At 70.0% G+C, this 18,293-nt stretch carries 14 protein-coding genes; 9 read left to right on the top strand and 5 right to left on the bottom strand.

Annotation, left to right across the window (positions count from 1 at the left end; all coding sequences use genetic code 11):
* Positions 1–72 precede the first annotated feature (72 nt).
* Positions 73–645, top strand: a complete 573-nt coding sequence (locus C7C56_RS17990; protein ID WP_106758748.1) for an SOUL family heme-binding protein — start codon at positions 73–75, stop codon at positions 643–645.
* Positions 646–1,139: 494 nt separating this feature from the next.
* On the opposite strand, the gene C7C56_RS17985 is transcribed toward C7C56_RS17990, so the two are convergent.
* The 3 genes from C7C56_RS17985 to C7C56_RS17975 all read right to left on the bottom strand — a co-directional run bounded on the left by C7C56_RS17985 (position 1,140) and on the right by C7C56_RS17975 (position 5,181).
* The gene (locus tag C7C56_RS17985; RefSeq protein ID WP_146204538.1) at positions 1,140–1,637 is read right to left on the bottom strand and encodes a hypothetical protein; all 498 of its coding nucleotides are present in this window, start codon (positions 1,635–1,637) and stop codon (positions 1,140–1,142) included.
* 81 nt (positions 1,638–1,718) lie between these two features.
* Complete coding sequence (locus tag C7C56_RS17980) at positions 1,719–4,391, bottom strand: bifunctional acetate--CoA ligase family protein/GNAT family N-acetyltransferase (protein WP_106758746.1); 2,673 nt, start codon at positions 4,389–4,391, stop codon at positions 1,719–1,721.
* 346 nt (positions 4,392–4,737) lie between these two features.
* Complete coding sequence (locus C7C56_RS17975; protein ID WP_106758745.1) at positions 4,738–5,181, bottom strand: Hsp20/alpha crystallin family protein; 444 nt, start codon at positions 5,179–5,181, stop codon at positions 4,738–4,740.
* A gap of 175 nt (positions 5,182–5,356) precedes the next feature.
* Here C7C56_RS17975 and C7C56_RS17970 point away from each other — a divergent pair, with 175 nt between their 5' ends.
* The 5 genes from C7C56_RS17970 (at position 5,357) to C7C56_RS17950 (ending at position 10,212) form a co-directional block, all read left to right on the top strand.
* Positions 5,357–6,376, top strand: a complete 1,020-nt coding sequence (locus C7C56_RS17970; protein ID WP_106758744.1) for a hypothetical protein — start codon at positions 5,357–5,359, stop codon at positions 6,374–6,376.
* A 201-nt stretch (positions 6,377–6,577) separates the two neighbouring features.
* Entirely contained in the window at positions 6,578–6,991 is a 414-nt protein-coding gene (locus tag C7C56_RS17965; RefSeq protein WP_106758743.1) for a response regulator transcription factor, read from the top strand.
* Entirely contained in the window at positions 6,988–7,755 is a 768-nt protein-coding gene (locus C7C56_RS17960) for a YaiO family outer membrane beta-barrel protein (RefSeq protein WP_106758742.1), read from the top strand. The genes C7C56_RS17965 and C7C56_RS17960 overlap by 4 nt, the downstream gene beginning before the upstream one ends.
* Before the next feature lie 34 nt (positions 7,756–7,789).
* Complete coding sequence (locus C7C56_RS17955; RefSeq protein WP_106758741.1) at positions 7,790–8,803, top strand: HEAT repeat domain-containing protein; 1,014 nt, start codon at positions 7,790–7,792, stop codon at positions 8,801–8,803.
* A complete protein-coding gene (locus tag C7C56_RS17950; RefSeq protein WP_106758740.1) occupies positions 8,800–10,212 on the top strand; it encodes a glycosyltransferase family 2 protein in 1,413 nt (470 codons plus the stop codon). The genes C7C56_RS17955 and C7C56_RS17950 overlap by 4 nt, the downstream gene beginning before the upstream one ends.
* A gap of 126 nt (positions 10,213–10,338) precedes the next feature.
* Here the strand turns inward: C7C56_RS17950 and C7C56_RS17945 are convergent, their stop codons facing one another.
* Together C7C56_RS17945 and C7C56_RS17940 are read right to left on the bottom strand one after the other, a co-directional pair.
* Positions 10,339–12,678, bottom strand: coding sequence for an ATP-binding protein (locus tag C7C56_RS17945; RefSeq protein WP_229458843.1), 2,340 nt, complete (start codon positions 12,676–12,678; stop codon positions 10,339–10,341).
* Positions 12,679–12,882: 204 nt separating this feature from the next.
* On the bottom strand, positions 12,883–13,737 hold the full coding sequence (locus C7C56_RS17940) for a DUF2726 domain-containing protein (protein WP_106758739.1): 855 nt from the start codon (positions 13,735–13,737) through the stop codon (positions 12,883–12,885).
* A gap of 346 nt (positions 13,738–14,083) precedes the next feature.
* On the opposite strand from C7C56_RS17940, the gene C7C56_RS17935 reads away from it, so the two are divergent.
* From C7C56_RS17935 to C7C56_RS17925, 3 genes are all read left to right on the top strand, one after another.
* Positions 14,084–15,190 carry an NAD-dependent epimerase/dehydratase family protein gene (locus C7C56_RS17935; RefSeq protein WP_181373234.1) on the top strand — a complete coding sequence of 369 codons (1,107 nt, stop codon included), beginning with the start codon at positions 14,084–14,086 and terminating at the stop codon, positions 15,188–15,190.
* The gene (locus C7C56_RS17930; protein ID WP_181373233.1) at positions 15,187–16,971 is read left to right on the top strand and encodes a class I adenylate-forming enzyme family protein; all 1,785 of its coding nucleotides are present in this window, start codon (positions 15,187–15,189) and stop codon (positions 16,969–16,971) included. Before C7C56_RS17935 ends, C7C56_RS17930 begins: the two co-directional genes overlap by 4 nt.
* A partial coding sequence (locus C7C56_RS17925) for an AMP-binding protein (protein ID WP_146204537.1) occupies positions 16,971–18,293 on the top strand: 1,323 nt, incomplete at its 3' end. The genes C7C56_RS17930 and C7C56_RS17925, both read left to right, overlap by 1 nt.

Genomic DNA, 18,293 nt, shown 5'->3' with positions numbered 1-18,293 from the left:
CGATCGCGGCCGTTAACGGCCGTCGCCGCCTTGTGTGCCACGCTGCTTATCCTCGCACTATCCGCCTTGCCCATGACAGCCAACGCCACCGAAGAACCCGAATCCAAGATTGTCCGGCAACTCGGTGACGTCGAGATTCGCGAATACGCCGTCTATACCGTAGCCGAGCTTGTGGTGCCGGGACCGGCTGAAGAGGCGGGCAACCAGGCGTTCCCTATCCTGGCGGGCTACATTTTTGGCAAAAACAGGGACGAGCGCAAATTCGCGATGACGGCTCCGGTGACCCAGGTGGCCACCCCGGTCAAGCTGGAGATGACCGCGCCAGTCATCCAGAATGCCGCACCGGGCGGCTTTCTGGTGCAATTCGTGCTGCCCAAGGGCGTGACGCTGGCCAGCGCACCCAAACCACTCGACGCACGGGTCATGCTGCGCGAGGTGCCGCCGCGCCGGGTGGCGGTCATCCGCTACTCGGGCTTTTGGTCTGAGGCCAACTACAGCGAACACCTGGCGAAGTTGCAGGCCGCTTTGCGGGCGGCCCAACTTGAAACGGCGGGCGAACCGGTATTTGCGCGCTACAACGCGCCGTTCACACCGTGGTTCATGCGACGCAACGAAATCTGGTTGCATCTGGCCGAGACACGCTAATTCGCCGCGGCCAGCGCGTACGGTGGGGCTTACCGGCACCACACTGAAAGACGTGGTCTTGAGCATTTTTGCCCTTGCCCGTCGCGGTTTTCCAACGCCCGCTCGGCGTCGCGCCGATTGCGCCGCGTGTGCGAGTTCATGGTTTGTGCGTTATTCCCATCGCCGCATGCCTTCGGTAGCTACACGTATTTGTATAACTCGAAGCCGATTAATACGTTTTTGCATGGCTGTAGATCACCCCTCGCCAAGCTGATCCTTGGTACAAGGGCAAGAACGAATTCGTCCCCTAGGAGCCTGTCGGACTTAGGGAGTCGAAGCGAAAAAAGTGCTGGACGAGGACAGATTTTGACGATTTCGCAGTGCCAATAGCGAGCTATTGGCCGAGAAAACGGCGAAATATGGACCGTCCAGCACTTTCTGCAGCCGACGATCCTAAGTTCGACAGGCTCCTAGCTGTTGCCGGTGCGTCAATCAAATCGCGCGTAACGATCCTGTCAGGTATGCGCGATCAAATCGAATTCGCGCGCATCGTCGTGCAGCGCCAAGGTCGCCCTTTTCAAAAACCCGCCCCCGGCCGCCTTCTGCCAACAAGCGATAAACCAGGGGAAAAGCTCCGCTTCCCCCAGCGCGCCCGCATCCATCTCGGGCGCACGCTCGAGCAAGGACCATTCGACATCGTCGCTGATGATTGCCTCGGTCAAAAGTCCAGGATCGACCGGCGACGGATATTCCGCGCTGCCGTCGACGTATACGAAATGCTCGCAGTTCGTCGCGTCCATGAAGAATGCACGGACCGGAAAACCGTCGCTCCAGCTGTCCGAAAAAACTTCGAAATCGATCGCGACCACTTCACTTGGATAATTGTGCGTGGCCAACTGGCGCAACACGCCGATCAGCGGCTGCTCCAGCCCGGCGAGCCCATTGCGGAACGCCAGCTTGAATTCGTCCTCGACCGCATGCGCCATCGGATCCTCACTTTTCACATGAATCATTAAGCCGCCTGCTCAAGGGACGCCAAGCAGGATTTACCAAGGCGCGACTTGGATCATTCTTGATGCGTTGAGACGGCCGGCCTAATCAAGCGGCAGGCGGAAATGCACGGTGCCGCCGGTCGACGTCACGTTAAAGCCGAGTTTGCGCACCAGCCTGATCATGCGGGTGTTCTCGGGCAGCGCCTCGCCGACGATCGCGCGCGTGCCGCGGCTGCGGCAGTAGGCGATCAGCTTTTCCATCAGCATGCGGCCCAGTCCCCTGCCCTTGAGGTCCGACAGCACCGTGACGGCGAATTCGCCGGCGGTGTTGTCGGGGTCGACGACCACGCGCGCCACGCCGATGGTCTCGGGCGCGCCGTCGGCGCCGGCGCGGGTGGCGATGAAGGCCATTTCGCGGTCGTAATCGATCTGGGTGAAGCGCGCCAACTGCGACGGATGCAAGTCGCTCATCGGCACGAACATGCGGAAGCGCACGTCGTCGGGGCTGAGCCGGTGCGCGAACGCGAGGTGGGCCGCCCCGTCCTCGGGCCGGATCGGGCGCAGCAGCAGCGGCGCTCCGTCCCATTCGACCGTCTCCTCGAGTTCGCCCGGGTACGGGCGGATCGCGAGCCGGTCGAGCGTGCTGGCGCCCTGGTCGGCCAGCCGCACCCGCATGCGCGCGTCGAGCGCGATGGCGCCGTCGCCGTCGACGAGCAGCGGGTTGATGTCGAGTTCGACGATCTCGGGAATGTCGGCCACCATCTGCGAGACCTGCATCAGGGCCGACAGGATCGCGTCCATGTTGGCCGGGGCCCGGTTGCGGTATCCGGCCAGCAGCCTGGAGACGCGGGTGCGGGCGACCATGTCGCGCGCGAGCACCCGGTTCAGCGGCGGCAGCGCCACCGCGTGGTCCTCCATGACCTCGACCGCGACGCCGCCCTGCCCGAACAGGATGACGGGGCCGAACACGGGGTCGGTCGTCACGCCGAGGATTAGTTCGTGCGCGCCCGGCCGGCGCGCCATCTGTTGCACCGAGAAGCCGGCCAGGCGCGCCTCGGGCAGCAGTTTGCCCAGCAGCTTGTGCATGCGCTCGGCCGCGGCCCGCACGCCGTCGAGGCTGTCGATGTCGAGCACCACGCCGCCGACGTCGGATTTGTGGCTGATGTCGGGCGAGAGGATCTTGACGGCCACCGGCAGCCCGATCTCGCGCGCCGCCGCCACCGCCTCGTCGACCGTGTGCGCGATGCGCGTCCCGACCACGGGGATGCCGTAGGCGCCCAGCACGCCCTTGGCCTCGGGCTCGGACAGCATGTCGCGCCCCTCGGCGAGCGCGGCGCGCACGATGGCGCGGGCCCGTTCGCCATCGACCGTGACGCCGCCGCAGTCGGCCGGCGGCACCTCGATCAGCAGTTGCTGGTTCTGGCGGTAGCGCACGATCTGCATGAAGCCGTTGATCGCCTCCTCGGGGGTGTCGAAGGTCGGGATGCCGGCCTGCGAGGATATGCGGCGCGCCTCGGCCACGGCGTCGCCGCCGAGCCAGCACGCGAGGATGTTGCGCGACGCCCGCCGCGCCAGCGGCGCGATCGCGTTGGCGATGTCGACGCTCGGGACGATCGCGGTCGGCGCGTGGATGAACAAGATGGCGTCGGATTGCTCGTCCTGGAGCAGCGCCTCGAGCGTCTGCCGGTAGCGCTCGGCCGGGGCGTCGCCGATGATGTCGACCGGGTTGGCGTGTGACCAGGTCGGCGGCAGCACGGCGTCGAGCCGCTCGAGCGTGGCCGGCGAGAGCGCCGCCAGCGTGCCCTTGCCGGTCACCAGGGCGTCGGTCGCCATCACGCCGGGGCCGCCGCCGTTGGTCATGATGACCAGCCGTTCGCCGGCGATCGGGCGCGCGCGCGCGAGTGTTTCGACGGCGCTGAACAGGTCTTCGGTGGTGTACACGCGCAGCATGCCGGCGCGCCGGATGGCCGCGTCGTAGACGTCGTCGGCGCCGGCCAGCGCGCCCGTGTGCGAGGCGGCCGCCTTGGCCCCTTCGGGCGCGCGGCCAGCTTTTAGCACCAGCGTCGGCTTGCTGCGCGCCGCCGCGCGCGCGGCCGACATGAACTTGCGCGCGTGCCGCACGTCTTCGATGTACATGAGGATGGCGCCGGTCTCGGCGTCGCTGGCGAGGTAGTCGAGCACGTCGCCGAAATCGATGTCGGCGCTGTCGCCGAGCGAGATGAACTTGGAAAAGCCGATGCCGCGCGAGCGCGCCCAGTCGAGCACGCCCGTGACGAGCGCGCCCGATTGCGAGACGAAGGCGATTTTGCCGGGCAGCGCGGCGGTGTGGGCGAAACTGGCGTTGAGCCCGATGCCGGGCACCAGCAGGCCGACGCAGTTGGGGCCGAGGATGCGCAGCAGGTACGGGTGGGCGGCGTCGAGCATGGCTTGCTTGAGCGTGCGCCCCTGGGCGTCCGCCTGGCCGAGGCCGGCCGTGAGCACGATCGCCGCGCGCGTGCCCAGTTCGCCCAGTTGGGCGATGATGCCCGGCACCGTCGCCGGCGGCGTGCAGATGATCGCCAGTTCGGGGATCTCGGGCAATTGCGCGGCCGTGCCGTAGCAGGTTTGCCCGTCCAGCGTCCGGTGTTTGGGGTTGACGGCGTAGATGGCGCCCTTGAAACCGCCCTCGCGCAGGTTGTGCAGCACTGTCGCGCCGACGCTGCGGGGACGGTCGGAGGCGCCGATGACGGCCACCGACCGCGGCGCGAACAGGTGTTCGAGGTTTCTGACGCTCATTTTCGATCCATTTCCTAATTTGCGGGTGCGGGCTGGCGGAATGCTTGGATGACGCGTATTAGGATAGCAGTAACGGCCCCGGCTGTACGATCGGGGCTGGGGCAGGCTTGTTTATTGGGCGCGCCGACGCCGTCCCCGGCGGACTTGGCGCCGCTGCCGCGGGCGCCGCCGATGCGTGCGGCGGCCGCGGCTACCCGCAGGCGCCGTCCCCCTCCCGGATTGCCAAGCCACTCTTGCAAGCCACTCTTGCAAGCCATTCTTGCGCGCCCCTCTTGCAAGCCCTTATTGGAAAACCATTGTTGCAAGCGGCTATTGCAAGCCTCGTTGCAAGCGGCTATTGCAAGCCCTACTGAACCGTCAACTGCTTGGCCCCCGTGCCCTGCTTTTTGGGCAGGGTCAGGCGCAGCACGCCGTTTTCGTACTTGGCCTCGGCGGCGTCGTCGTCGACCTCTTGCGGCAGCGTGATGGTGCGATACAGTTGGCCGTAGAAACGCTCGTTGCGCAGCACACCGGTGCTGTTGACGTTGTTATCTTCGAGCACTTGCGCGCTGATCGTCACCTGGCTGCCCTCGACGGCGACCTTGATGTCGTCTTTGTTGACGCCCGGGACGTCGGCGATGACCGTGTAGCTCTGATCGGACTCGGTCACGTCGACGCGCAGCCGCGGCCCGCTCTCGCTGCCGCGCCACGCGGGCACGCCCGCCATTTCGCGGAAAATTTCGTCCATGCCCCGAAACGGGTCTTGCCGGGCGATGTCGTTGAACGGATCGTAGCGCCTGATGTTAGCCATTGTTCACCTCATTCTGGTTGGGGGAAAGCGATCATGGTCAGACAACACAGCGGTGCGCTCGGCGGGCCGAATCGACCTCTGCTTGAGCGAACGCAAACGCCCGCCGGGACCACGGAACTCCGGGCCGGACCGCCGCTCTAAAAGAGTTGTGTTTTGCGATGCCACGAGTCCAGCCATGCCACGCCTGCCCCGCGTCGCGCTCGAATCGAAGGTGGCATTCCTGCGCGCGCCAAGCAGCTATCCCGAGCGCGCCCACCTGGTCGAGGCGGTCGAGACCCACATGGCGTGGGTGTTCCTCGCGGGCGACTACGTCTACAAGCTCAAGAAACCGGTCTGCCACGAGCGGATGGACTTCCGCACGCTCGACGCGCGCCGCCATTTCTGCGCCGAGGAGGTGCGCCTGAACCGCCGCCTCGCGCCGGATGTCTACCTCGGCGCGGTGCCGCTCGCGCTCGACGCGCACGCCCGGCTGCGCATCGGCCGCGGCGCCGAGACGGTCGACTGGCTGGTCAAGATGCGGCGCCTTCCGGCGTGCCGCATGCTCGACCACCTGATCGCCGAACGGCGCGCGCGCACCGCCGACTTCGCGCGCATCGCGGCCATGCTGGCGCGCTTCTACCCCGCCTGCGCCCAGGTCGCCACGAGCCCCCAATCGTATTGCATCAGGATGGAGGCGCAGATCGACGCCAACCGGACGGAACAGGGCGCGTGCGCCTCGGAATTGCCACACGGCATTGTCGGCACGCTGTGCCTGGCCCAGGCCGGCGCCATGCGCGCGCTCGAACCGCTGCTCGCGGCGCGCGTGGGCGGCGGCCGGATCGTCGAAGGCCACGGCGACCTGCGTCCGGAACACATCTGCCTGGGCGCGCGCCTGGCCGTGATCGACTGCCTCGAGTTCGCCCCCGAGCTGCGCGCGCTCGACCCCGCCGACGAGCTCGCCTACCTCGCGCTCGAATGCGAACGCGCCGGCGCGGCGCAGGCGGCAACGGTTTTGCAACACGCCTACGGCAGCCATTCGGGCGACCACCCCGACGCCCGCCTGGTCCACTTCTACCAGAGCTACCGCGCCAGCCTGCGCGCCACGCTCGCGCTGCGCCACCTGCGGGAGGCGCAGTTCCGTTGTTCGCCCCAATGGCTCGGGCGCGCGCGCCAGTACCTGCAGCTCGCGCAGGAGCATATCGGCCGCTGCCGCTAAGCGTGGGGCGGCGCCGGCGTCGATCCGGCGTCCGATCCGGCAGGTGATTACATTCCGCCAATGTGTGTATATCGGGCACAGAATTAGTTATACAAATGAGGAGGTTGTGTGCGCACAATTGCAAATAATGCGTATGATGCCCGGTGGGCACGCCGCCAAGCCCGCCCTCCCACCGCCGCCACCAGAAGACCACGCCAACCTATGCAAGACACGCAAGCACCAACCGCCACGCCCGCCCCCGTCTCGATCATGCTGGTCGAGGACGACGACCATATCGCGCAGGTGCTCGTGTTCATGCTGGAGCGCCAGGGCTACCGCGCCACGCTGGCCACCGACGGGCGCGCCGCGCGCGCCCTGATCGAGTCCGGCGGCGCGGTGCCGGACCTGGTCTTGCTCGACGTCATGCTGCCCTACCTCGACGGCTTCGAACTGGTGCGCATCATCCGCGCGCAGGCCGGCTGGGAGAAGACCCCGATCGTCATGCTCACCGCCAAGACGATGGAGCAGGACGTGGTGCGCGCGCTCGACGCCGGCGCCAACGATTACGTGGTCAAGCCGTTCCAGCCGAACGAATTGCTGGCCCGCGTGCGGCGCAACCTGCGTCCGGCGCCATGAGGGCCGCGCTCGCCCGCGGCGCGCTGCTCGCGGCCTGCGCCGCCGCGGCCTGCGCCGCCCGCGCGGCCGACGAGGCCAAGCCCGAGACCCGGGTCGGGATCTCGCTCGGCCACGATTGGCTCAGCGGCGCCCTGCCCGATTTCCGCGAACAGAGCGTGCAGTTCGAGCACCGCTGGTCGCGCCGCCACGGCGTCGGCGTCGACCTCGGCCGCACCGAGCGCTTCGGCCTGCGCGACACCCGCGTGGCGCTGCGCTACGACAGGCCGCTCGGCGAACGCGTCACGCTCTCGGCCGACGCCAGCGCCAGCCCCGGGCACCAGATCCTGCCCAGGCACGCGTTCGGCGCCGGTCTGCAGTTCGAGCTCGCGCGCGCCTGGCTGCTGCACGGGCGGCTCCACCACAGCGCCTACGACGGCGCCACGGTCAACCAGGCCAGCGCCGGCGTCGAGCATTACTTCTCCGATTTCAGCGCGATCGCGCTGGCCCATTCGACGCGCGCGTTCGGGCGCACCGTCGGCAGCGCCGAGCTGCGCTTCAATTACTACTACGGCGAGCGCGACGCGATCGGCCTGCTCGCCGCCGCCGGCGAGGAGGCGGTGTATGCCGGCAGCGCCGTCACGCTCTCGCGCGTGCGCGCGCTGGCGCTGATCGGGCGCCACGCGATCTCGCCGCACTGGGGCGTCAACTACAGCGTCGGACGCACGCGCCAGGGCAATTTCTACGACAAGAACGGCGTTCACCTTGGCCTCCAATACCGTTTCTGACCCGTACGTACTGATCGCGTTTTGGAGCGGGGCCGTGGCCCTGTCGTTGTCGCTGCTGCTGGGGGTCCAGATCGTCGCGCTGCGCACCATGCTGCGGCGGCGCGAACGGCGCGAGGAGAAAATCGTGCAGCGCTGGCGCCCCCTGCTCAACGCGGCCATCATGGACGACGCGCCGGCGCTGCTGCCGCGGCTGGCCGCGCGCGACCGGATCGTGTTTTTCAAGCTGTGGGTGCACCTGCACGCCTCGCTGCGCGGCAGCGCCACCGAGGCCCTCAACGGGGTCGGCTACCGCATCGGCGCCGACGCCGTCGCGCGCGACCTGCTGCGCTCGGGCAACCGCGCCGAACGCCTGCTCGCCACCCTCGCGCTCGGCTACATGCGCGACCGCGAGGCCTGGCCGGCGCTGCTGGCGCAGTCCGGGGTGGCCGACACCATGCTCTCGCTGTACGCGGCCTGGGCGCTGGTCGGGATCGACGTCGGGGCCGCCGCGGCCGAACTGGCCGACGCCGTCATCGACCGCGCCGACTGGTCGCTGTCGCAGGTGGTGACGGTGATGCAGGACGCGCGGGTGGCGCTGGCGCCCCTGCTGGTGAGGAGGATGGGGCCGCGCGGGGCCCCGGGGACCATGGACAAGGACCAGCTCGCGCGCGCGCTGCGCATCGCCGAGGGCCTGCGCATGGTGCTGCCGGCGCTGGTGCAAAAGCAGTTGCTGACCCATCCCTCGGTCGAGGTGCTGGTGGTGGCGCTGCGCATGGTGTCGCACCCGGCGCTGCTGCGCCGGGTGCGCGCCTACGCGGCCCATCCCGACTGGCGGGTGCGGGTGCAGGCGGGCAAGACGCTGGGCCAGATCGGCGAGCGCGCCGACGTCGCCATCCTCACGCGCCTGCTGGCCGACGAGCAGTGGTGGGTGCGCTACCGCGCCGCCCAGGCGCTGGTGGGCCTGCCGTTTTACGGGCGCGACGAGGTCGAGGCGCTCGCCGCCGGCGCCGACGACCGCTTCGTCGGCGACATCCTGCGCCAGGTGCTGGCCGAGCGGGGCGTCGCATGAGTTTTGGACAGTTCATCATCGAGTTCACGACTTGGTTCATCCTGGCCTATTTCATCGCCCTCAACTGCGGCTACCTGGCCCTGAACCTGGTCTCTATCGTGTCGCTGCGCCGCCGCGGCCAGGAGGAGATCCTCGACGAGCTGCCGCAGGTGTATTCGGGGCTCGAGCCGCCCATCAGCCTGCTCGTGCCGGCCTACAACGAGGAGGCCACGATCGCCGCCTCGGTGCACTCGATGCTGCAGCTGACCTATTCGCAGTTCGAGATCGTGGTCATCAACGACGGCTCCAAGGACGCCACGCTCGAGGTGCTCAAGCAGGAGTTCGGGATGCTGCCGTTCCCCGAGGCCTACCGGGTGCAGCTGCCGACCAAGGAGGTGCGCGGCATCTACCGCTCGACGCGCTTCCCCAACCTGCGCCTGGTCGACAAGTGCAACGGCGGCAAGGCCGACTCGCTCAACGCCGGCATCAACGCCTCGCGCTACCCGCTGTTCTGCGGGGTCGACGCCGACTCGATCCTGCAGCGCGACAGCCTGCAGCGGGTGGTCAAGCCCTTCCTCAACGACCCTACCGTGGTGGCCGCCGGCGGCACCGTGCGGGTCGCCAACGGCTGCGAGGTCAGCGGCGGCTTCCTCACCAAGGTCGGGCTGCCGACCAACATCTGGGCCCTGTTCCAGGTGGTCGAATACCTGCGCGCGTTCCTGTTCGGGCGCACCGGCTGGTCGGTGATCAACGCCATGCTGATCATCTCGGGCGCGTTCGGCGTGTTCCGCAAGGACACCGTGATCGCCGCCGGCGGCTACCGCGCCGACACCATCGGCGAGGACATGGAGCTGGTGGTGCGCATGCACCGCATGCTGCGCCTGGCGCGCATCAAGTACAAGATGGTGTTCGTGCCCGACCCGATCTGCTGGACCGAGGCGCCCGAGGACCTCGGCACGCTGCGCAACCAGCGCATCCGCTGGCAGCGCGGCCTGTCCGAGAGCCTAAACGCGAACTGGCGCCTGATGTTCAACCGCAACGGCGGCCCGCCGGGCTGGGTCGCGTTCCCGTTCATGCTGGTGTTCGAGTGGTTCGGGCCGGTGGTCGAACTGGGCGGCTACTTCTTCATGATCTTCGCCTTCGCGTTGGACTGGATCTCGTGGAGCGCGTTCGGCGCGTTCCTGTTCGTCGCGATCGGGATCGGGATCCTGCTCTCGGCCTCGGGCCTGCTGCTCGAGGAGATGTCGTTCCACATCTACCCGAAGGCGAGCCAGCTGTTCATGCTCGGGCTGGTGGTGGTGGTTGAGAATTTCGGCTACCGCCAGCTCAACAGCTACTGGCGCCTGGTCGGGCTGTGGCGCTGGGCGATGCAGAACGAGTCGAGCTGGGGCGCCATGAAACGCAAGGGCACCTGGCAGAGCAAGGGGTGAGCGGCGCGCCACTATCGCGCGAAGCCATTCCTGCCAAGGGCGGCAATGGCGTCGGTTTCGATAACCAGGTTGTCCGCGGCACGATCTCGGTGGCGGCTCGATAGCCAACCCGGCGTATACAGTCCGTCAGACCTGCCAGTTGCCCGCCGGCGGGCGCGCCGGCAAGTCGATCGTGAAGGTGGTGCCCTCGCCCACGGCGGTCACAAAAGTGATCGTGCCGCCGTGCTGCTCGACGAGGCTCTTGCAGATGCTCAGCCCCAGCCCGGTGCCGCCGAGGCGGCGCGAATCGCTGCTGTCGGCCTGCGCGAATTTCTCGAACACGCTGTCGAGGAAGCTGTCGGGGATGCCGCTGCCGTCGTCGCCCACGCTCACCCGCACGCCGTCGGCGGTGGCGAGCGCGTCGAGCCGCACGGTCGCGCCCGCCGGCGAGAACTTGACCGCGTTCGAGAGCAGGTTGGTGATCACCTGGATCATGCGGTCGCGGTCGAGCGTGGCGCGCAGACCCGGCTCGCACGTGACGGCCAGCCTGACCGCGCGCTGCCCGGCGAACCCCTGCATCGCCTCGGCCGCCGTCTCGAGCAGCGTCGGCACCGATTGCTCGAGCAGGTGCAGCTCCATGTGGCCGCTGTTGATCTTCTCGACGTCGAGCACGTCGCTGACGAGCCGGGTGAGCCGCTCGCAACTGCTGTGCGCGACCCCGAGCAGCGTGGCCGTGTCCTTGTTCAACTCGCCGCCGATGCCGTCGATGAGCATCGACAGCGAGGCGTAGATCGAGGTCAGCGGCGTGCGCAGCTCGTGCGAGACGGTCGAGACGAACTCGCTCTTCATGCGCTCGATCTCCTTGCGCTCGGAGATGTCGTGCAGGAAGGCGCTGAAAAAATGGCTGTCGTCGGTCACCGCCAGCGCGATCGTGACCTCGATCGGGAACTCGTCGCCGGCCCGGTTGACCACCTGGCACTCCATGCGCCGGTTCAGGAACCCGGCGGCGTCGAAGGTGCCGAAATTGGCGATGCCGTCGCGGAAAATGGCGCGGTGGCGCTCGGGGACGATCAGCTCGTCGAGCGCGCAGGCGAGCGCGTCGCGCCGGCGCCAGCCGAACATCTGCTCGGCCAGCCGGTTCCATTCGAGCACCCTGCCCTCGAGGTCGACCGCGATGTAGGCGTCGGGCGCGGACTGGATGATGGTCTCGATCCGGTTCTCGTTGGTGCGGATCAGTTGCACCGCGCGCTCGAGCTCGCCCGTGCGCTCGGCCACGCGCCGCTCCAGGCTCTGGTTCAGTTCGTTGAGCGCCTCGCCCTTGTGGCGCAGGTCGACGATCAGGGAGTTGAAGGCGTCGGTGAGCACGTCGACCTCGTAGTAGCCGGCCCTCTCGGGCAGCAGCCTGATCTCGTCCTGGTCCTGGATCCGGCGCGCCGCGCGCGTGAGCGCGCTCAAAGGGCTGGTGATGCGGCGCGCCGCGAGCAGCCCGAGCAGCGAGAACAGCAGCGCCATCCCGATCCCCGCCCACAGCACCTGCCGCTTGATCAACCGCACCGGGCGGTAGGCGTCCTCGGCGTTCTGGCGCACCAGCACGGTCCAGCCCAGCCCCGCGAACGACTGGTGGCCGGCGCCCCTGGCGTAGCCGACCAGGTAGCTGCCATCGCCGGGCCAGCGCTCGAGCAGGAAGCCGGGGCCGGCGCGGGCCGCCGCGAGGCTGGCCAGCCCGAGCGTGCGCCCCTGCCATTCGGGCGGCCCGAGCAGGACCTCGCCGCCGCGGCTGACGATGATCGCCTCGACCCGCTTGCGCGCGGCGCCGTCGTGGTTGACCGAGCGCGCGATGTCGGCCGCCCAGTCCCACGACAGCTGGGCCCCGAGCACGCCGGCCGGCGCGCCCGGGCTGCCGCCGTAGGGGATGGCGACGTCGACGAACCGGCGCGGCTCGGCGCGGTCGGCCGGCAGCAGGCGCGCCAGCAGCGACGCCTCGCGCACGTCGCCCAGGTGCACGCCGCGCAGCGCGTTGCCGAACCACGGGCGCGCGCTGACGTCGACACCCTCGAGCATGCCGCCGGTGGCCGTTTGCACGGTGCCGTCGGTGGCGGCGGTGCCGATCCAGGCGTAGTAGGGATAGGTGCGCTGGAGCGACTCGAGCGCGCGCCGGCGCGACGCCGGCGAGCGCGCGGGCGAGACCAGCGCCTCGCGCTCGGACATCAGCCGCATTTCGCGGTGGCGCTCGAACATGCCGCGGTCGAGCTTGTCGGCGGTGTGGACCGCCAGCTCGGCCAGGCCGTTGCCGATGCTCGCCTTGACCTGCTCGGTCGCGGCCACCCCGACCAGTTCGCCGAAGACCACCGTCAGCAACACCGACAGCAGCGAGAACGCGAGCGCGAGGGAGGCGCCGACGCCGCGGTCATACAGGTATTTTTTAATTTTCATCGCATCGGGGGGCGGCTCGCTTTGCGGGATCGGGAACGCGTGTGCGCCGTACATGATACAGGCGTCAAAGCGGACGCGGCAACGCGATTCGCGCGCGGCGCGGCGGACGCGCGGCGCGGCGGACGGGGGTCACGGCGCAAGGGGGTTACGGCGCAGGGGGTACGGCGCAAGGGGGTTACGGCGCAAGGGGTTACGGCGCAGGGGGTTACGGCGCAAGGGGTTACGGCGCAAGGGCGGCACGGCGGCGCGCCGGCCGCGCTAGCGGTTCACGAAGGTGGCGTTCCAGCTGGTCGGGCGCGAGCGCGAGATCTGCACCATGGCGTCGTTGGCGCCAAGGATGTCGGCGATCTCGATGAGCACATCGGGCGGGAAGCCGGCGCGCACCCCGGCCCGGTCCTGCAGCGAGAGCGAGGCCAGGTACTGCTCGAGCCGCTTGGGGTCGTGCAACACGCGCACCATGCGCTGCCAGATGTGCGGATAGCGGGTGCGGATGTGGCCGTGCGGCGTGAGCTCGACCAGCACGTCCTCGGTCAGGGCGAACTGGTTGGTGCGCTTGGGCGCCGGCTCGGGCGCGGCGGCGCGCGCGGGCTCTGCGCGCGCGCCGCCCGCCCGCGGGGCCGCCTCGGCCGCCGGCGGCTCGGCGTCCGGCGCCTCGCCCAGGATGGTGTGGTTGGCCTCGGTGTCGAGCTTGGGCGCCTCCATCCTGGTGAACGACGAAAGCGAGCGCAGCAGCTGGTCGGAGGTCGGCGGCGTCTCCCGGTTCCAGGAAAAATACGGCACCCCGGCGCTCTTGAAGAACGCCTCGTTGGGCGTGGTTTCGGCGGCCGGGTCGGCCGGCACGCGGAATTCGATCACGCACAGCAGCCGCAGCGCCGAATCGAACACGGCGAAGTCGACCTTGCGGCCTTGCAAATGGTCGCACTCGAGGCGGTACTTGCGCGGGTCTGTGCTGGCCGAGCGCACCAGGGACCCCAGTTCGATGTCGGGGAATATATAGCACTTCGGCAGCACGCGGCGCAGCCGGCCGTAGAACGCCATCTCGTCCTTCTTCAAGAGCGAGCGCTTTTCGTAGACCGGGGCTTCGTTATTTCTTTTAAGCAAGCGAGAAAACATGGCCGATTCTCAACAGTAAGACTACAAAAGGTGACCGGACACCTGCCGCACCTGGTGCTTGGGTGATTTATCTATACAAAATATCAACTGTGTTGCACGAAAGGATAACAGATTATTGAGGTGGCGCACAAAATTGTTGTCTCCAACGTAAGTAGGCACGATCTGCAACACGCGCGGGGCGCAGAACGGGATGCCCATACTTGTTTAATAGCAGCTTTTTCGCGTTTCCGCAATGCCACATTCAGGGAGCTTACCCTCCCCCCCGTTTCGCCCTAATGTCGGCGCACGGACCAGCGCGGTGCACGCCTTATTTTTTCGTTATTTTTTCGGCGGCGGGAGGCAAAACGTGAACAAAATACTCATCACCGGCGCCACCGGCCAGATCGGCGGCGCGCTCGCGGCATGTTTCCTGGCACGCAATGTGGCGGTGGTGGCCGTGTCGCGCGACGACCCCGCGGGCGAGCGCACGGAAACGGCGATCGGCGCCGCCGCCCACGGCTTCGGGCTGGCGCCGGCGGCGCTGCAGGGCGCCCTGCCCGAGGTCGTCAACGTCGACTTCTCCGACCTCGAACACTGCCTGCCGGCCGCGCTGCTGGACGGCGTCACCCACGCCTGGCACTGCTGCGCCGAAATGAGCAGCTCGCCGGGCAAGCTCGGCGCCGCCTTCGACGTCAACGTCGGCGCCAACGTCGGCCTGTTCACGCTGCTCGGGCGCCGCGGCGGCGCGCTGCGCCGCTTCTACCACCTGTCCTCGGCCTACGTGGCATGCGCGCGCGGCGGCGCGGTGGCCGAGCGGCTGCCGGGCGCGGGCAGGCTGGGCGAGCCGCACCTGATCACCAAATGGGCGGCCGAACACGCGCTCCACCTGCAGCACCTGGGCAGCGCGGTGCCGCTGACGATCGTGCGGCCCACGCTCGTGGTGGGCCACCGCGACAGCGGCTGGACCGGGCGCGGCGGCGCCGGACTGTACATGTTCGCCGACGCGCTGCGCGCCCTGCGCGCGTGCGGCCACGCCAGCCTGAACGTCGCGCTCGACCCGGCGGTGCGGCCCGACCTGGTCACGATCGACCAGCTGGCGGCCGAGGCGCTGGCCCTCACGCTGGGCGGCGAGGCCGGCGCGCGCGCCCCGTTCGAGGTGTTCCACTGCAGCGGCGGGATGGGCCCGACCACGGCCGAACTGCTCGGCTGCATGGCGCGCGCCTACGGCGTCACGCTCGCCTACGGCGCGCCGCTTGGCGCGGCCGAGCTGCAATTCGCGCGCGCCACCGCGCCCGCCGCGCCGTACGCGAACACGCAGTGGCGCTTCGCGCGCGGGGCGCTCGACCGGGCGCTGGGGCGCGCGCCGCCGGACCCGCTCACGCTGGTCCAGTGGCGGCGCCTGGTCGCGGCCTACCTGCACCAGCACGCGGAACAGTATCCGGACCGAAATCCGGACGCCGAGGCGGCCCCGTGACGCCGGCCCTGCTCGCCGCCGCGCTCGCGGCCGCCGCGCTGGCCTACCTCGCCTTCGCGCTGGCGCGCCTTGGCTTCGCCCAGCGCCTGGCGCTGCTGGTGCGCATTCCGGCCGACCTGTCGGGGGTGCTGCAACAGGCGAGCCGGCGCTACGGCGCGCGCCCCTTGATCAGCCTGCAACACCCGCTCGACTGGGCCGGCCCCGGCTCGGACCAATGGTCGGCGCGCCAGGTCGAGGACAGCTGCGCGCGGCTGGCGGCGGTGTGGAGCCTGCTCGAGGTGCGCCACAACGAGCGCCTGGCGCTGTACAAGGCCAACCAGTTCGACCTGTTCCTGTTCTCGGCCTCGGCGATCCGCGCCGGCGCCATCGCCGCGCCCGTCAACGGCGATCTGGCGCCGGCGGTCGCGGCGCGCTACCTCGAGAGCATCGGCGCGCGCGTGCTGGTGACCGACCTGGCCGGCTACACGCGCCTGTTCCAGAACCCCGGGGTCGAGCCGCCCGCCAGCGTCGGCAAGGTCGTCATCACCGACGCCCCGGCCGCGCACGGGCGCGCCAACCCGGCCCAGACCCTGAGCCTGCCCGCCCTGCTCGCGCTCGGACTGCCGCCGGTGGCGCCGCAGCCGCGCGGCGCCGACGACCCGGTCTACCTGGTGCACACCTCCGGCACAACGGGCGTGCCCAAGGGCGTGATCCTGCACTCGCGCGCGCTGGTCGAGGCGCTGCGCTCGGCCCTGCTGCTCAACTTCGTGTCGCGCCGCGACACGGCGCTGCTGGCGGTGCCGCTGAGCCACCAGGTGGCGCAGCTGTACCTGTACGGCATGCTGATGATGGGGCTGCCCTGCGTGCTCAACCTCGACGGCGACCCGCGCAGCATCCTCGACACGCTGGCGCGGCGCCGCCCCAGCCTGTTCTTCGCCTTCCCCTCGACCTACACCCGGCTGACCGCGCACGGCTCGGACGCGTGCCGCTTCGACAGCGTGCGCATCTGGGCCACCATCGGCGACGCCAGCCACGCGGTGCACCAGCGCGCGTTCCGCGCCAAGGGCCGCTTCTTCCGCGACCTCGGCATCCCGCTGCCGGGCGCCTTGTTCATCGCCGGCCTCGGCTCGAGCGAAGTGGGCATCGCCGCGCTGCTGCGCATCGTCACGCCGTGGACCGCGCGCTTCGGGCGCCGGGTCGGGCGCGGCACCCCGCTCGGGCCGCGCCTCAAGATCGTCGACGCCGCCGGCGCCCCGGTCGCGCGCGGGACCGCGGGGCGCCTCATGATCAAGGGCCCGTGCCTGTTCGCCGGCTACTGGAACGCGCACGGGACGCTGTTCGGGGCCAGCCGCGACGGTTGGTGGTTCACGGGCGACCTGGTGCGGCGCGAGCGCGACGGCGAACTGAGCCACCTAGACCGCGAGGAGGACGCCATGCACACCCGCCTCGGCATCGTCCACACCCTGCCGATCGAGGAAGCCGTGCTGTGCGCCCCGGGCGTGCTCGAGGTGAGCGTGTTCGGCCTGCGCGACGAGCAGGGCTTCGACCTGCCGGCCGCGGTGCTGGCGCTGCGCCCGGACGCGCCGCGGTTGCCGCCGTCGATCCTGCTGGCCGGCCTCAACGCGCAGCTGGCGCCGCGCGAGCAGCTCCTGTTCCTGTGGGTCATCGGGCTCGACGACTTCCCGCTCGGCGCCACCGGCAAGACGCTCAAGCGCTGCCTGCGCGAGACCTACAGCGAGATCGCCCGCATCGGCTCGCGCCAGCACCGGCTGGCGCCCCACGCCGGCCGCCAAACGGTCTGATGGGGCCGGCGCCGACGCCGGCCTGGGCCGGCTGCCTCGAGCTGCTGCTCGACCGCCACGTGCGCGCCGGCCACGGCGGCGCGCCGGCGCTGGTCGAACACGGCGCCGGCGCGCCGCGCACCCTGAGCTACCGCCAGCTGCAGGCGCTCAGCGTGGCCATCGGGCACGACCTGGCGCTGTCGCTGGCCGGCAGCCGCACCCCGCGCCGCATCGCGCTGGTCGGCGCCGCCACGCTCGAGACCGTGTGCCACTGGCTGGCGGCGATGCGCGCCGGCCACCTGCCGCTGCTGGTCGATCCGGCGCTGCCGGCCGACCAGCTGGGCCGCCTGTGGGCGGCGTTCGACCCCGAACTGGTGCTGCACGACGCCCGCCCGGGCAGCCCGGCGGGCGCGCCGTTCCGGCCGGTCGCCGCGTGGCTCGCCTCCCCGCCCGTGACGGCGCCGGCGCCGGGGCCGGAGCGGACGCCGCCGGGCCCCTACGCCGGCGCCTTCGACTGGCGCCCGGCGCTGGTGCAGGCGGGCGGCGGCGGCGAACGTCCCAGCCTGTGCGTGCATGCGCACCGGTCGTTCTGGGAGTTTGAACGCACCGTGGGCGCCCCGCTGTGGCAGGTCCGGCGCGCCGACCGCGTGCTCGGCACCGCCGCGCCGAGCCGGCCCGGGGGCCTGCGGGCGGTGCATGTGGCGCTGGCCGCCGGCGCGGCCGCGATCCTGCTGCCCGGTTGGCGCGGGCCGGACCAGCTGCTCGAGACCATCGGACGCGAGGCCGCCAGCGTGCTGCTGGCCACGCCGGCCCAGCTGCACCTGATGCTGGCGGGCGCGCGGCGCCACGACCTGTCGAGCCTGGCGCTGACGCTGTGCGGCGGCGAGCGCCTGCACGCGCCCACGCGCCACCGCTGGCAGCAGCTCTCTGGCGCGGGCGCGCGCGTGCTCGACACGGTCGGCGGCGCCGAGATGTTCGCGCCCTACCTGTCGGAGAGCCGGCAAGGCGGGCCGGGCCTGGTGCGGGTGGCGGGCTACATCTACGAGGAGACCAGGCTGGCCGGCGCGCGGGACCATGATGCTCGGCTACCTGCTCGACGGCGACAGCGCACGGCTGGACGCCCCCGACGTGCCGTTCGAGACGGGCGACGTGTTCGCGCCGGACGGCGCCGGCCTGCGCTTTTTGTCGCGCGCCGCCGAGGGGTGGACCGAGGCCGGGCGCTGGCTGTGCCCGCAGGCGCTCGAGGAATGCCTGCTCGCCGACGCCCGGGTCGGACGCGCCGCCGCGTTCGCGCCGGGGCCGGGGCGGGCCCTGCGCGCGCTCGTGGTGCCGGCGCCCGGCTG

Origin of the sequence: Massilia glaciei (assembly GCF_003011895.2) — a bacterium.
GTDB classification, from domain to species: domain Bacteria; phylum Pseudomonadota; class Gammaproteobacteria; order Burkholderiales; family Burkholderiaceae_D; genus Telluria_A; species Telluria_A glaciei.
Note: the sequence above shows the minus strand (reverse complement) of the source record. Positions and strands in the feature narration are given on the sequence as shown.

Coding starts and splice junctions, on each gene's coding strand:
- C7C56_RS17990 (WP_106758748.1), top strand. CDS start 73: ATGACAGCCAACGCCACCGAAGAACCCGAATCCAAGATTGTCCGGCAA.
- C7C56_RS17985 (WP_146204538.1), bottom strand. CDS start 1,637: ATGATTCATGTGAAAAGTGAGGATCCGATGGCGCATGCGGTCGAGGAC.
- C7C56_RS17980 (WP_106758746.1), bottom strand. CDS start 4,391: ATGAGCGTCAGAAACCTCGAACACCTGTTCGCGCCGCGGTCGGTGGCC.
- C7C56_RS17975 (WP_106758745.1), bottom strand. CDS start 5,181: ATGGCTAACATCAGGCGCTACGATCCGTTCAACGACATCGCCCGGCAA.
- C7C56_RS17970 (WP_106758744.1), top strand. CDS start 5,357: ATGCCACGCCTGCCCCGCGTCGCGCTCGAATCGAAGGTGGCATTCCTG.
- C7C56_RS17965 (WP_106758743.1), top strand. CDS start 6,578: ATGCAAGACACGCAAGCACCAACCGCCACGCCCGCCCCCGTCTCGATC.
- C7C56_RS17960 (WP_106758742.1), top strand. CDS start 6,988: ATGAGGGCCGCGCTCGCCCGCGGCGCGCTGCTCGCGGCCTGCGCCGCC.
- C7C56_RS17950 (WP_106758740.1), top strand. CDS start 8,800: ATGAGTTTTGGACAGTTCATCATCGAGTTCACGACTTGGTTCATCCTG.
- C7C56_RS17945 (WP_229458843.1), bottom strand. CDS start 12,678: ATGTACGGCGCACACGCGTTCCCGATCCCGCAAAGCGAGCCGCCCCCC.
- C7C56_RS17940 (WP_106758739.1), bottom strand. CDS start 13,737: ATGTTTTCTCGCTTGCTTAAAAGAAATAACGAAGCCCCGGTCTACGAA.